General features: G+C 55.4%; 12 protein-coding genes and 1 tRNA gene. 11 read left to right on the top strand and 2 right to left on the bottom strand.

Annotation, left to right across the window (positions count from 1 at the left end):
- Window positions 1-128 precede the first annotated feature (128 nt).
- On the top strand, window positions 129-2,087 hold the full coding sequence (locus HW452_RS01380) for a ligand-gated channel protein (protein WP_224104312.1): 1,959 nt from the start codon (window positions 129-131) through the stop codon (window positions 2,085-2,087).
- A gap of 170 nt (window positions 2,088-2,257) precedes the next feature.
- Here HW452_RS01380 and HW452_RS01385 read toward each other — a convergent pair whose 3' ends face one another.
- Window positions 2,258-4,477: a TonB-dependent receptor domain-containing protein gene (locus HW452_RS01385; protein WP_224104313.1), complete on the bottom strand. Its 2,220-nt coding sequence runs from the start codon at window positions 4,475-4,477 to the stop codon at window positions 2,258-2,260.
- 365 nt (window positions 4,478-4,842) lie between these two features.
- Here HW452_RS01385 and HW452_RS01390 point away from each other — a divergent pair, with 365 nt between their 5' ends.
- From HW452_RS01390 to HW452_RS01405, 4 genes are all read left to right on the top strand, one after another.
- Window positions 4,843-5,766 carry an ABC transporter substrate-binding protein gene (locus HW452_RS01390; protein WP_224104314.1) on the top strand — a complete coding sequence of 308 codons (924 nt, stop codon included), beginning with the start codon at window positions 4,843-4,845 and terminating at the stop codon, window positions 5,764-5,766.
- Window positions 5,767-5,819: 53 nt separating this feature from the next.
- The gene (locus tag HW452_RS01395; protein ID WP_224104315.1) at window positions 5,820-6,833 is read left to right on the top strand and encodes a FecCD family ABC transporter permease; all 1,014 of its coding nucleotides are present in this window, start codon (window positions 5,820-5,822) and stop codon (window positions 6,831-6,833) included.
- Between the two features lie 77 nt (window positions 6,834-6,910).
- Window positions 6,911-7,975 carry a FecCD family ABC transporter permease gene (locus tag HW452_RS01400; protein WP_425348079.1) on the top strand — a complete coding sequence of 355 codons (1,065 nt, stop codon included), beginning with the start codon at window positions 6,911-6,913 and terminating at the stop codon, window positions 7,973-7,975.
- Complete coding sequence (locus HW452_RS01405) at window positions 7,972-8,781, top strand: ABC transporter ATP-binding protein (protein WP_224104317.1); 810 nt, start codon at window positions 7,972-7,974, stop codon at window positions 8,779-8,781. Before HW452_RS01400 ends, HW452_RS01405 begins: the two co-directional genes overlap by 4 nt.
- 42 nt (window positions 8,782-8,823) lie before the next feature.
- Here the strand turns inward: HW452_RS01405 and HW452_RS01410 are convergent, their stop codons facing one another.
- Window positions 8,824-9,399, bottom strand: coding sequence for a hypothetical protein (locus HW452_RS01410; protein WP_224104318.1), 576 nt, complete (start codon window positions 9,397-9,399; stop codon window positions 8,824-8,826).
- Between the two features lie 128 nt (window positions 9,400-9,527).
- Here HW452_RS01410 and HW452_RS01415 point away from each other — a divergent pair.
- The 6 genes from HW452_RS01415 to HW452_RS01440 all read left to right on the top strand — a co-directional run bounded on the left by HW452_RS01415 (window position 9,528) and on the right by HW452_RS01440 (window position 13,725).
- A tRNA-Ile gene (locus tag HW452_RS01415) sits at window positions 9,528-9,604 on the top strand.
- A gap of 97 nt (window positions 9,605-9,701) precedes the next feature.
- Complete coding sequence (locus HW452_RS01420) at window positions 9,702-10,763, top strand: site-specific integrase (protein WP_224104319.1); 1,062 nt, start codon at window positions 9,702-9,704, stop codon at window positions 10,761-10,763.
- Between the two features lie 239 nt (window positions 10,764-11,002).
- Window positions 11,003-11,851, top strand: coding sequence for a ParA family protein (locus HW452_RS01425; protein ID WP_224104320.1), 849 nt, complete (start codon window positions 11,003-11,005; stop codon window positions 11,849-11,851).
- Window positions 11,844-12,251, top strand: a complete 408-nt coding sequence (locus tag HW452_RS01430; RefSeq protein WP_224104321.1) for a hypothetical protein — start codon at window positions 11,844-11,846, stop codon at window positions 12,249-12,251. The genes HW452_RS01425 and HW452_RS01430 overlap by 8 nt, the downstream gene beginning before the upstream one ends.
- A gap of 53 nt (window positions 12,252-12,304) precedes the next feature.
- Complete coding sequence (locus HW452_RS01435) at window positions 12,305-12,904, top strand: hypothetical protein (protein WP_224104322.1); 600 nt, start codon at window positions 12,305-12,307, stop codon at window positions 12,902-12,904.
- A 608-nt stretch (window positions 12,905-13,512) separates the two neighbouring features.
- The gene (locus HW452_RS01440; RefSeq protein ID WP_016416860.1) at window positions 13,513-13,725 is read left to right on the top strand and encodes a hypothetical protein; all 213 of its coding nucleotides are present in this window, start codon (window positions 13,513-13,515) and stop codon (window positions 13,723-13,725) included.
- Window positions 13,726-13,731 lie beyond the last annotated feature (6 nt).

Below are 13,731 nucleotides of genomic sequence, written 5' to 3' on the forward strand. Positions count from 1 at the left end.
AAAATAATTGGCATTTGAGTTGCAGGTTGGCGAACGGCCTGTCCCACCCAAGACATGAACTAAGTCGTTAAGATGACAATGCTAATAATTATCATTCATTTGACGATATTTTGGACAAAGGAAGCGTCATGCCTGGCTCATTCAAACGAACACTACTGGCTACTGCCGTTGGCTCATTCGCCGCAAGCTCTGCCTTGGCCCAGGAAACCGAAGCATTGAGCAATATGGTCGTCACTGCCTCGGGGTTCGAGCAGCAGGTCAACGATGCGCCTGCTTCCATTAGCGTGCTTTCCCGCGAGCAGCTTGAGCGGGGGCATTACCAGAACGTAACGGATGCACTGCGTGATGTTCCAGGAGTCACGGTTACCGGCGGCGGGGCAGGCGACAACGGTCACGACATTTCCATTCGCGGCATGCCTGCCCAGTACACGCTGATTCTTGTCGATGGCCGCCCGCAGAACTCGCGCGAATCGCGCCCCAACGGCAGCGCGGGCTTCGAGCAGGACTGGTTACCGCCACTGCAGGCCATCGAACGAATCGAAGTCGTGCGTGGCCCCATGTCGACCCTGTACGGCTCGGATGCCATCGGTGGTGTTATCAATGTGATTACCCGCAAGGTGGCCCAGCAGTGGCACGGTAACGTTCAGCTCGATACGGTGCTGCAGCAAAGCAGCGATGCCGGAGATAGCCGCCAGGCCAACTTCTACCTGAGCGGCCCGCTGGTAAGCGATACCCTTGGCCTTCAACTGTATGGCCGGGCCTCCCGGCGCGATGAAGACGATATCATCAACGGGTATGAAGACAAGCAGCTGCAAAGCCTGACGGCGCGCCTGAGTCTGGCGGCGGCGGATAACCACGACGTTACTTTCGAGGCGGGTATTACCGAACAGGAGCGCCAGTCGCTGGTAGGCCGTTCGGCCCCTGCCGAGGGCTGCAGGGGCGGGTGTGTCGATAGTTTTGACGAGTTTACTAACCGGCATATGGCCCTGACCCACAGCGGGCGCTTCGATATCGGTACCACGGAAACCTTCGTGCAGCGTGAGAACAGTGAAAACCGCTCGCGTGATATCGAGATCACCAATACCACAGCCAAAACCAGCCTGGTCATGCCGCTTGGCATGCACATGCTGACCCTGGGCGGCAGCTATGAAAGACAATCGCTCGAGGACAATACCACCAACCAGATTTCAGATCGCAAGACGCTTGATCAGAATCAGTGGGCGCTGTTCGTCGAAGATGAGTGGATGCTGACCGACACCTGGACGCTTACCGGCGGTATTCGACTGGATGAATCGGACAAGTACAGCAGCCACGTCAGCCCCCGGCTCTACAGCGTGTGGAACTTGACGCCGGACTGGACATTGAAGGGCGGTGTATCGACCGGGTATCGCTCGCCCAATATCCGTGAAACGGCACCGGACTGGGGGCAGATCAGCCGAGGGGGCAACGTGTACGGCAACCCGGACCTAAAGCCGGAAACCTCGCTCAACAAGGAATTGGCCCTCTATTATGGTAACGAGGATGGTGTTAACGGCAGCCTGACGGTCTTCCACAACGATTTCGACGACAAGATCACTCGTGTTGCCTGCCCGATCGCCATTTGTGATGCCGGAGCCAACGAGTACGGCAGCGACCCGACATACCGTATCAACGTCGATGAAGCCGTTACCCGGGGTGTCGAGGTCAGTCTGTCTGCGCCGCTCAATGCCTCGCTTGACTTGACCGGCAGCTACACCTTCACCGATTCCGAGCAGAAAAGCGGCGAGTATGCAGGCAGCCCATTGACACAATTGCCGCGCCATCAGGTGTCGGCATCGCTTGATTGGCAGGTCTCTAATCGGCTAAGCCAGTGGACCAAGGTGACGTACCGGGGCAAGGAGAGCCAGCCGGTCACGGGGCCATCCGCCAACTCTATTACCGCACCATCTTATACCTTTGTAGACACGGGGCTTGGCTATCAGCTCAATGACAATACGCAGCTTAAGGCCGGTATCTATAACCTGCTGGATGAAGAGATTACCTACGATGAGTACGGCTATGTCGAAGATGGCCGCCGCGTGTGGCTGGGCTTGAGCGTCGATTTCTGACCCGCACGTGCTGTCCTGGGGTCTTTATCCTGGGCGTCTCAGCTCACATGATCGCGATGTAACGGCCACTTTGGGTGGCCGTTTCTTGCTGTCAAATCAGCGATACAAAAAAGCCCTGGTAAATACCAGGGCCAACAAGGTGTATCGAAGCAGTAGCGAGCGAGGAGTGGTTAGAAATCGTAGGTGGCGGAGATCCAGAAACTGCGGCCATCCAGCGCAACGCCGTCCGTCGAGCGGCCGGTTTGTGTGTAGCGGAAGGCGGCGTAGGTATCGCCATTGTGTTCAAAGGTGTCGTAGGTGGTGAAATCCTTGTCCAGCAGGTTGTTGATCGCGCCGGTCAGGCGGATGTCGTTGGAGAAGCGGTAGGTGCTGCGCAGGTTGAAGAGTTCATAGCCATTTAGCTTGTTGCCCAACTGCTCGTACAGGGCAAGGTTTTCACCCGCGGTGGGCAGGCCCGCCGAGAAGCGCTCGCGGGAAGAGTAGTACTCACCCTCGAGGGTCGTGCTCCAGCGGTCGTTGATCGCCCAGCTAAGATCGGCGGTCAACTTGTGCTTGGGAACGTTGGTCAGTACCTGGCCTTCATTCTCGCCGGAGGTGATCTCGGTGTCGGTATAGGTGTAGCCACCGCTGATGGCCCAGGCCGGGGTAAACTGATAGCTGCTGGTCAATTCAACGCCACGGGTTTCGGCGCGGTCGATGTTGACGGCCTGACTGAAGCTCTCCTGCTGAGTAAAGCCACCCACACTCAGGCAGTTGGCCGTATTGGCGTAAGGGCGGTTGCCGTTGCCGTCGACAAACTGGCAGTTGAGCAGGTCATCACCATCGGCGATCCGGTCACGGAACTGGGTATAGAAAACGGTCGCCCCGGCAGAAAAACCTGCCAGGTTGTCGTAGATGGCGCCGATTTCGTAGTTGGTGCTCTTTTCCGGCTCAAGGCCTGGCGAGCCGAGCGTAACCGACTGCCCCTGGTTGCCGAAGCCGACGACACCATCGTGCAGCTGGTTAAGCGTAGGGGTCTTGTATCCCTGGCTGATACCACCTTTCAGGGTCCACTCGTCGGTCGTGTTCCAGACCAGGTAGCCCCGCGGGCTGAAGTGGCCGCCAAATGCATTGTGCCTTTCATAGCGCCCGCCCAGCGTCAGCGCCAGATCATCGCGCAGCAGCCATTCGTCCTCGGCAAACAGTGCCCAGCTTGACTGGGAGAACGTCTCGTTGCCCGCGGTGCCGTCCTTGAGCTCGGCGTCGATGTACTGCCCGCCCAGGGTCACCATGTGCTCATCGAGGGGCGCGGTAAACTTGCTGTCGACCACGATATCGCGGTTCTCCAGAAGACGCGGCTCGCCACCCTGGGCGATATAACCATAATCCGGCGCGTTGCCCGCGGGCAGCGTGCGACCAAGCGATTCTGTGAAGTTGCGTGTAACGCTGCTTTCCAGGGTGCCCGCGGCATAGCGGCCGGTGTGGCCAATGGCAATCTGGTCGCGGTTGAAGCGCAGCTCATCTTCATAGCCGAAGGCAGCGCCTGGCTGGGGCGTTGCGCAGTCGTTGCGTCTCAGGCCGTCCAGGCTGCCCAGGCGGCAGTCGTCGTTGTTATAGACCTGGCGAGAGCGCTCGGCGTCCACCCACAGCTCGTTGGTATCATCCGGCGTCAAGTTCAAGCGCCCGCCAATGGAGTAGTTACGCGCCTCGGGCGCGCGCGGGTCGCGACCTACGCTGTTCTCTATGATGCGCTCGGAGCTTCCGCGGTCGAACAGGCGGCCGCGAAGCTGCAGCCCCAGCGTGTCTTCTACCAGCGGGCCGGACGTGTACAGGTTGATCGCCGAGCTGTTGCTCTCGTCACGATTCTGCTTGACGGTATTCTCGACCGTGACCGAGCCTGCCCACTCCGCTCCCACGCGGCGGGTAATGATGTTGATCACCCCGCCCATGGCATCCGACCCATAAAGCGTGGACATCGGGCCACGAATCACCTCGATGCGCTCGATGGCCGAAAGCGGCGGCATGAAGCTTGTGGAGGTTTCGCCAAAGCCGTTAGGCGTGACATCGCCGGAAGTATTCTGGCGGCGGCCATCGACCAGAATCAGCGTATAGGCGCTCGGCATGCCGCGAATGGAGATGTTGTAGCCCCCGGTCTTGCCGGTACCGGCGCGTACATCCACCCCGGGTACATCGGCGATGGCGTCGGCAATGCTCGAGAACTGGCGCTGCTCGAGTTCTTCGCGAGTAACGACCGAAATGCTGGCCGGTGCGTCGTTCAGCGCTTGTTCGTAACCCGCCGCGGTGACCACCAGGTTGTCAAGCGCGGTATTTTCCTGCGCTTGCACGGACGTTGTAGCGGCGGTGGCAAGCGCCACTGCACTGGCCAGTGAGCGGCGAGAAAGACGGTACATTGCAGATCCTCGGTAATGATAGGTTTTTTCTAATGATATTGATTATCAAAAACAATCGAGATTCTATTTTGAAAAGTTCCAGATTTCGATCATTTACCAATGGAACAAGGCGTTGCTTTGTACGCAACACTAAGAAAACCTTAGGAAGCCTGCAGGGTTGCAAGAATTGGAACGAGAGGTTCGAAAAAAAATAGGATGCGGTTGATTTTGAGAATCGTTACTATTCATGCAATGGTTAATTGATGGGCAGGTGACTGGGCTGCTCAAGTGCATCGATTCACGTGTACTAATGTTCGCCACCCAATTGTTCGCCAACCAATGGCCCGCTTCATAAACTCGACACGACTATCTGGATAGGGAATCACATGCTGCGTACGGTACTGCGTCACGGTTTAACCGGTGTGCTACTTGGTAGCCTTATCACCCATGCTCAAGCGCGCGAGCTCGATACTGCCTATGGAAGCGTTGACGTGCCTGACTCGCCGGAACGCATCGTGACGCTGTACGAAGGGGCGCTGGATGCCTCGGTGGCCGTGGGGGTCACGCCGGTTGGCGCCATTGCCACGCGGGGTGGCAATGAAGTGGCCGCGTATATCGGTGAGCATATCGATACCAGCCAGCTTGACATGGTGGGTGTTGCCCGTGAAACCAATATCGAAGCGATACTGCGCCTGGAGCCCGACCTGATTCTGGCTCCCCCGCAGCTTGCCGAAGAGCAGTATCGGCTGCTTTCTCGCCTGGCCCCCACCGTCGTGCCGGACACCAACGGCATTTCACGCGATGGCTGGAAAGCCGAGTCGCGTCTTTATGGCCAGGCGCTTGGCAAGGAAGACGACATCGAAGAAGCGCTCGAGCGCATCGAACAGCGCGCCGCCGAACTCAACGAACGCTTGAGCGAGGCAGGCATGAGCGGCACCGCCTATCTGGCCCGCTGGATGCCCGCCGGCCCCATGGTCATGTCATCCGAGCTGTTTGCCACCGGTGTGCTCGCCGCCACAGGTCTCGAGGTAGACGACGCGGGGCTGGTTAGCGAAGGCAGCGCGCACAGCGATGTCCTGAGCCTTGAAAACCTCTCCATGATCGACGGTGACTGGCTGTTCCTTGCCACGCTCAACGAAGAGGGCCAGCAGGCGCTGGACGCCGCCGAACAGAGCAGCGCCTTCACGCGCCTGAACGTGGTGAAAGAAGACCACGTGGTGCCGGTCAATGGTCAGGTCTGGAGCAGTGCCTCCGGCCCGTTGGCGGCCGAGGTCATCCTGAACGATATCGAAAACGCCCTTTTGCCCTGAGCCGCTTGCGATAGTAATAATGAAGAAAAGGGTCTGCTCGTGAAGGAGTGTCCATGAACGTGCTCGCACGAGCCAAGTGTCTTGATCAGCGCATGTTGCTGCTCTGCCTGCTCACCGCCCTCGTGGCGGTGAGTGTCGTTAGCCTGCTGGTCGGCGCAGGCAGCGTTTCGCCTCTTCAGGCGCTCGCCATGCTGTTGGGTGGTGAGGACAGCGAGGCGCACTTTGTAGTGTGGGAGCTTCGCGCGCCCCGCACATTGATCGGTATTGTGGTGGGCATGGCGCTGGGCGTTTCCGGCGCGCTGTTGCAAGCCGTGGCGCGCAACCCGCTAGCCGAGCCCGGTTTGCTGGGCGTAAGCGCAGGGGCTGCCTTTGCCGTGGCGCTGGCGCTGGTGCTTGGCGCCAGCGCCGCCTCGCTGCGCATTTCCGTGGCCCAGGTGGGCGCACTGGCGGGCTGCTTGTGCGTGCTGGGCGTTGCCCGCTGGCGCGGGGTGGGTAACGACCCCATACGTCTGGTGCTTGCCGGTGCTGCCTTTTCAGCGCTGCTGGGGGCGCTGACATCGCTGATGCTGCTGTTCGATCAGCGCTCCGCCGACGAAGTGCGCTTCTGGGTGATCGGCAGCCTGGCCGGGCGCCGTCTTGACGATCTCTGGGCGGTGTTGCCCTCCATGGCGCTGTGTACCCTGCTGATTGCCCTGATTGCCCGGCCGCTTTCGGCGCTGGCGCTCGGCGAGCGCATGGCCTCGGGGCTGGGGCATCATCCCCAGTTGATCCGCGCTCTGGTGGTACTCTGCGTGGCGCTGCTGGTAGGGGCGGCCACCGCCATCGCCGGCCCCATCATCTTTGTCGGCCTGGTGGTGCCCTTTATCGCCCGCGCCTTTGCCGGGCCTGACATTCGGCGCACACTATGGTTCTGTTTGCCGATCGGCCCCTTGATCATCCTGGCCGCCGATATCATTTCGCGGGTAGTGGTGGCGCCTTCCGAGCTGCCGCTTGGCGTGCTGACTGCCTTGTGCGGAGCGCCCGTGCTGATCGCCGCTGTACGTGCCCGCCGGTTACCCATGTTATGAGCCTGTCTATGACCCCTCGCTGGTTGAAACCTGAATTCAGAAAACAGGGCGCGGCCGCACTGCTTTCCAGCGCGCCCATGGCAAGTACCGCCGATGAAACGCCGGTAACGCCACCCACCGGCTATTGGCGGTGGGGCGGGGGCGGCGCCAGCGTGCTGATAGAGCAGCGCGCCGTGTGGGTCAACGCCGGGCTCGTGCTGGCGTTGCTGATCGCAAGCATCGCTTACCTATGCCTGGGCAGCCTGACCCTTGACCCGCGTGAAGTGATCGGCGCGCTGGCCGGGCAGGGCAGCATGATGACCGCCTTCATGGTTCAGGAGCTACGCCTGCCGCGCCTGGTGGCCGCCTGCCTGACCGGCGGCGCCTTCGCCCTGGCAGGTATCCTGATGCAGACCCTGGCGCGTAACCGCCTGGCCACGCCGGGAATCATCGGTATCGATAACGGCGCCACCGCCTTTGCGGTGGCTTCGGTGGTGGGCATGAGCGTATCGATCGCGCCGTCTGGCATGGCGCTCACCGGGGCGGTCACCGCCGCCGTACTCACGTTCGGGTTGGCCGCCGGCAGCGGCACCCAGGGGTATCGCTTTATCGTGGCGGGCATTGGCGTGGGGGCCGTGTTCGGCGCCATCACCCAATTGCTGCTGGCGCGTGTGGCCATTGATACCGCCAATGCCGCCTACCCCTGGACGGTGGGTTCGCTCAACGCCCGGGCCGGTGGCTCGGTGCAACTGCTGGCCGTTGGCCTTGCGCTTGGATTAATCGCCGCACTGGCGCTGGCCCGCTCGCTGACCATCCTGCGGTTTTCCGAGGCTACGGCCAACGGCCTGGGAGTGAACGCCAAGGCCCGGCGGATGCAGGTCCTGCTGCTCTCGGTCGTACTCACGGCACTTGCCGTGGCCGTTGCCGGGCCGGTGGGCATGGTCGGGCTTATCGGCCCGGAAATCGCACGGGCGTTTTCCACGCCGCGCCACGTGCCGGTGGTGGCCGCCACGCTTTCCGGAGCGCTGGTGATGGTGCTGGCGGATCTTGCCGGGCGCACGCTGCTGGCGCCCATCGAGCTTCCGGTGGGTATCGTGACCGCCATCATCGGTGGCCCCTGGCTTTTATGGATTTTGATGCGGCCGCAACGGAGCCACGCATGAACGATTTTCGCACCCCGCCAAGCCTTGCAACTGATGCACTCTGCATGGGCTACGGCCCGCGGCGGATCATCGAGGGGCTCGACGTCAGCCTGCCGGCTGCCAAGGTAACCGCCATCGTTGGCCCCAACGGCTGCGGTAAATCGACTCTGCTTTCGGGGCTTGCCCGGCTGCACAAGCCCGATGACGGCTGCGTGCTTTTAAGCGGCGAGGATATTCAGCGCCTGCCTTCACGCAAGCTGGCCACCCAGCTGGCGCTGCTGCCGCAGGAAGCCATGGCCCCGGAAGGGCTCACCGTGACCGAGCTGATTCGCTTTGGCCGCCAGCCCCACCAAGGGTGGCTGCGCCAGTGGTCGGCGGAAGATCAGCGCGTTGTGCAGCACGCGCTTCTGGCTGCCGGGCTCGAGGATCTGGCGGACCGGCCCATCGATTCTCTCTCCGGCGGCCAGCGCCAGCGCGCCTGGATCGCCATGACCATCGCCCAGCAGACGCCGCTGCTGCTGCTCGATGAGCCCACCTCGGCACTGGACCTTGGCCATCAGATCGAAGTGTTCGAACTGGTACGCCACCTGGCCGGACACGGGCGCACCGTGGTCATGGTGCTGCACGACCTGGCCAGCGCCTGCCGCTACGCCGATCACCTGATCGCCATGTGCGATGGCAAGATCGTGGATCAGGGCGCGCCGGCGGATGTGGTAACGCCGCAACTGGTGCGCAAGCTCTACCAGGTAGAGTGCACGCTGCTCACCGACCCGGATACCGGCAGCCCCTTGCTTGCCAACGTGCGCCGCACCCGCCAGCCTGCCTGAACGGCAGGTGGCAACAGCATTATCGGTAACAAGAGGGAAGGGCTAGCGGTTGATCAGCAGCGCGTTCAGCGTGACCGGCACATGCTCATCGATCTGCTGGTAGCCCAGCATGGAAAGCACGGTGCGCACCGTGCTATTGGCCATCAAGGCCTTGCCATCCATCGCCAGCGGCTCGGCGTGGGTAACCCGCACCTGGTTGACGCCTTCCCGCGTAAAACGCAGCGGCACCGCCTCCTGCTGGTTCACCGCATCCGCCTGCACCCGGAACGTCAGGGTTTCCACCAGCGACTCGCCAATATCCAGCGCATCCAGCCGCTCCGGCGGCATCTGCGCGGTCAGCGTGACCAGCGTGGTATTGGCCAGCAGGCCCGCCCAGGGCGGCAGGTCACTGAAGCGCGACAGCAGATCGGTCTGGCTCAGCTTGAGCGGCAGGCGCAGCGTACCGTCCGGCGAGATATCCCCCTGAAGATCGCGCACTTCATGGTGGTGGGTTTGAGGGCTTGCCCCATCGAGCTGGGTAATGGTGGCCTGCACGCGTGACTGACCGGGGTCGAGCTGCCAATCCGCCTGAACCGGCAGCGTCAACAAAAGTGGAATAACCGCAAACAAAGCTTTCACAGCGCGTCTCCGCATAAAGGACTCTTCTCAAGACCCGCAAACCGCCAAAAAGTGCCGCCCGTGCGCGAAGATACGCCCCGAAGGGGTAGCCTCGCCCGGACACATTCGCTATTATATGCACGCTTTGCGGGCCTATAGCTCAGTTGGTTAGAGCAGGGGACTCATAATCCCTTGGTCGTAGGTTCAAGTCCTACTGGGCCCACCAATTAAATCAGTAAGTTAGCAATTATCTCTGGTGAGTCCCCTAGTCCAAGGGTACAGTTTCGGTACAGTGCCGATCTTTCAGACCCTGGAGATTTTTTGTGGCCACCATCGTCAAGACCCCTTCTGCAACTTGGAAAGCCGTCATCCGCAAGTCGGGTTGGCCCACCACTGCAAAGACCTTCCGCACTAAACGTGACGCCCAAGATTGGGCACGCCGCACTGAAGACGAAATGGTGCGCGGCGTTTACATCCAGCGTAGCGCCTCAGAACGAATGACGCTTGAAGCAGCGCTAAAGCGTTACTTAGCCGATATTACTCCTACCAAGAAGCCCAGCACCCAAAAGAGCGAACGCCACAAGGCAAACACGCTGATTGAGCACTTGGGCAAATACTCCCTCGCAGCCCTGACGCCGGAGCTAGTCGCTAACTACCGTGATAAGCGTTTAAACACTTTGGGACGCCGAGGGGAGTTAATCAGTCCCAGTACCGTGCGCCTGGAGCTTGCTCTACTTGGACACCTCTATACCGTGGCTATTCAGGAATGGGGCCTGGGTTTGACTTACAACCCCGTTCAGAATATCCGCAAACCCAGCCCTGGGGAGGGACGAGATCGACGCCTGAGTCTCGACGAGGAGAAACGTCTGTTTGCCGTGTTAGGGCAGCACAGCAACCCCATGCTGGCCTGGATCGCCAGAATCGCCCTGGAGACGGGAATGCGCTCGTCCGAGATCCTTACCCTTACACGATCCCAGGTCGATGTGAAACGCCGTGTGGTGCGCCTCCCAGACACCAAGAACAACGAAGCTCGCCTAGTACCGCTGACCCAGGCGGCTACCGAGGTGTTCAAGCATGCGATGAACAACCCGGTGCGCCCGCTCGATTGTGATCTGGTGTTCTTTGGCGAGCCTGGAAAGGATGGCAAGCGCGGCCCCTACGCCTACACCAAGCTCTGGAACCAGGCGAAGAACAAGGTCGGGCTTAATGACTTTCGCTTTCATGATTTACGCCATGAGGCCGTAAGCCGGCTGGTGGAAGCGGGGTTGTCTGACCAAGAGGTCGCTGCGATTAGTGGGCATAAGTCTATGCAAATGTTGAGGCGATATACGCACTTAAGAGCCGAGGATTTGGTTGTGAAGCTGGATAGACTGAGGGAGATCTAATACATTAATAGCTTGAAAAAACTAGGTAGAACGATCAGGCGGCTTCCGGCCCAAAGGGGACAAGAAAGGACATACTGGCTTGTTCGTCATAGCATACAGATCCTAATCAGGCTGAGCCGATTAATGATTGGTCAGTGGCAGCTCTCATTAATCTATTGTTAGATTTGATAGATTGAGATTTGAGTCCAAAGATATATGCGTTAAAAAATGCGATGAATTTAAAAAAATAGAGGATTGTTATGAAGATAGCGCCAGTGATTAGTTTTATCAATATGAAAGGGGGTGTTGGAAAAACAACATTGTGTGTTGGCATCGGCGAATTTCTTTCTAACTACTTGAACAAGAAAGTGTTAGTTATTGATATTGATCCCCAGTTCAATGCAACGCAGTCCCTTCTTAACAAATATGAAAAAGTAGACGAATATTTAAACTCTTGGCAGCGAGAAAAGAAAACAATACGTAGAATTTTCGAAACTCCGGCATCTATTCTAGAATCTGCTAAGCCTGTGCCTGAAGTTGATGTAATAACAGAGCTGTCAGATAAGCTTCATATTATACTTGGCGATATAAACATTATATTCGATAATTCGCAAGAGGCTGTACGCATACTAAAGCTAAAGAAGTTTATAAACGAAAACAATATACCTAATAAGTATGACTATATTCTTATAGATAGTCCGCCAACAATATCTTTGTTTACAGATGCGGCCCTTATAGCATCAGATTACTATCTAGTCCCAGTAAAGATAGATCATTATTCAGTATTAGGCGCAACTAGCCTTCTTAGAGTGGTAAACAACCTTAAGTATAATCATAGCTCAGATATTGCTCACCTTGGCTTTATTTACACAAATACTGATGAGCAGCTTACTGCTAAAACAGGAAGAATAAAAGAGCAATTTGAATCCACTGTTCCTTTTAATCAGTTATATTTTTTTGAAAGCAAGCTGACACGGGTTAGAGATCTGACTGTAGGGGTTCAAGGTAACATTCCCTCAAGTTACCAAAAATCTAGATCTGACATAGAAAAGATTTGCGAAGAATTCATGGCTAAGGTTGAGGAATTAAGTGGGGGAGAAGATGAATAGCAACGCTTTGAGACTCATAAAACTTTTTTATAACGGTGAAGCTATAGCGAAAGAGGCATTCTTAGGTGCAATTATATCTTTAATTTTGTCTAAAGATGTTTTTGCCAACAATACTCAAGTCTTTGACTATATAAATGAGGTTTTTGGCGTATCTTACCTTCCCTATTTGGTACGCTCACGAACGCTTATGTCAGCTCGGTTGACTAGGCATATTATTTTATTCGACAAAAAGGATGTCAGAAAACATTCTTTATTGACTTATAACTACATAATACAGCGCCTAAGCCAAGAGGAAAATTCCGAAATGATAAACTTGAGCATTGTCAAAGGAAAGCGAGGAAGTGCGTTATCTAATATGGATAAATGGATTGATGGCATACTGAAAGATGAAAAGCCATGATAACATCTGACCCCTTCGGCTTTAGAAAAGACGTTGAGTTATTTAGGAGTAAGATGGCTCAATATCCCTTTTCTGAAAATGACTTGAATTTGCTAGTTAGTATATTCAAGCAAGCATGTTTGTACAATGCGCTTGTATCATTTAACGATGGATTATACCACCGAAATTTTCTTAAAAGTATAGTTTATGATGTGATGAATGCAATTATCGCCATTACAGATAGGCGAGAAAGATACGTTCAGCTTAACATAAGGTCATCCGTAGAGCATATAGCAAGAATTGCTCTTAATAAGGAATATCAGGGAGGAGAGTTTGACGAGACAGTACGCCGTAAAGATTTCAGCTTTTTAAAAGAAAACAAGAATAAAGAGGTTTGGAGTTACTTGCATAATGTATATATCCACGCCTGTTATTTCGTGCATTCTTCTCCAAAGGCAAAATTGAAAATATTTTCTTCATACAACGAACTTGAGCACGGCGACACTAAATTCAATCACTCAAATACCGTTAAAAATTTGCACAAGCTTGTTAATCATATCACTGTAATATTCTTGACTTATTACCTTAGTGATATAGAAAACTCTTTTTTCAGGACCAAAGCGGAACTAAAGTTTCTTTTAAGTCGAAATATGTATCACAAGCACTTTTCTTAGCAAGATTTTTTTGTGCTTAAGTATATAAATTGCTTTTTTATTTTTTACGGTATCAAAACTATCGGTTGTTTTCTAGCTAGCTCAGATTTACCAAAATGGCCGCTACTAGAGCTTATAGTTATGGACGTTATGTAGCGTGTAGTATGTTGTAGTAGTATACAACATACTACATCGGTTGAGAGGCGATCATTCCTTCAGCAACAAATAGGGAAGCTTTAGCGGCTAAAGTTTCCTCTGCTTTTCTGGTGTGAACTCAATGGTACGCATACTCAATGCTATCCTCACTCTCATGGCAGTTCTCATGCTAGTCATACTTTCAAGTGCTCATGTTATTGAAATATTGCGGTTGTAAAAAGCGCCCCTCAAGTGTCAATGAAATTGCAGTGACTAAATCTTGTGCTTAAGAAAACTCGCTCAAGCCGTTTGTTAATGCTTGATAAAAATGGTCTTTTTTGTTTATTAAATAAGATACTTTAATAAAGTATAGGTAAACTTTTGGTTTGGTGTTTAGTTATGCTTTTAAAAATAATAATAAAGTATTGAAAGTTTTTAAAAGATAACGTAAATATTTAAAGCGAAGCCTTTGATTACGTTATCTGGGGATGTTTATGACAACCGAAGAGCAGTTGCTGGAACGCTATGGTCCTTTGCTATCTTTAACCGATTTATCGGAATTATTGAAGCGCAGTCCTGATGGGCTACGCATATCGTTGCAAAGCCAGTCAGAGTTTGCCGTGAAATGGAATGCCGCCAAGAGGAAGGTTGGAAGACGTGTCTATTTTCGTGCAACTGATGTTGCTGGACTGATTGACGAGGCTTGAGGAGCA

Origin of the sequence: Vreelandella aquamarina (genome assembly GCF_020075495.1) — a bacterium.
Lineage (GTDB): Bacteria > Pseudomonadota > Gammaproteobacteria > Pseudomonadales > Halomonadaceae > Vreelandella > Vreelandella aquamarina_A.

What these genes read in the sequence shown, in the direction of transcription:
- HW452_RS01430 (WP_224104321.1), top strand. Translation starts at nt 11,844, where the DNA reads ATGAATAGCAACGCTTTGAGACTCATAAAACTTTTTTATAACGGTGAA.
- HW452_RS01440 (WP_016416860.1), top strand. Translation starts at nt 13,513, where the DNA reads ATGACAACCGAAGAGCAGTTGCTGGAACGCTATGGTCCTTTGCTATCT.
- HW452_RS01380 (WP_224104312.1), top strand. Translation starts at nt 129, where the DNA reads ATGCCTGGCTCATTCAAACGAACACTACTGGCTACTGCCGTTGGCTCA.
- HW452_RS01425 (WP_224104320.1), top strand. Translation starts at nt 11,003, where the DNA reads ATGAAGATAGCGCCAGTGATTAGTTTTATCAATATGAAAGGGGGTGTT.
- HW452_RS01435 (WP_224104322.1), top strand. Translation starts at nt 12,305, where the DNA reads ATGGCTCAATATCCCTTTTCTGAAAATGACTTGAATTTGCTAGTTAGT.
- HW452_RS01405 (WP_224104317.1), top strand. Translation starts at nt 7,972, where the DNA reads ATGAACGATTTTCGCACCCCGCCAAGCCTTGCAACTGATGCACTCTGC.
- HW452_RS01385 (WP_224104313.1), bottom strand. Translation starts at nt 4,477, where the DNA reads ATGTACCGTCTTTCTCGCCGCTCACTGGCCAGTGCAGTGGCGCTTGCC.
- HW452_RS01395 (WP_224104315.1), top strand. Translation starts at nt 5,820, where the DNA reads ATGAACGTGCTCGCACGAGCCAAGTGTCTTGATCAGCGCATGTTGCTG.
- HW452_RS01400 (WP_425348079.1), top strand. Translation starts at nt 6,911, where the DNA reads ATGGCAAGTACCGCCGATGAAACGCCGGTAACGCCACCCACCGGCTAT.
- HW452_RS01390 (WP_224104314.1), top strand. Translation starts at nt 4,843, where the DNA reads ATGCTGCGTACGGTACTGCGTCACGGTTTAACCGGTGTGCTACTTGGT.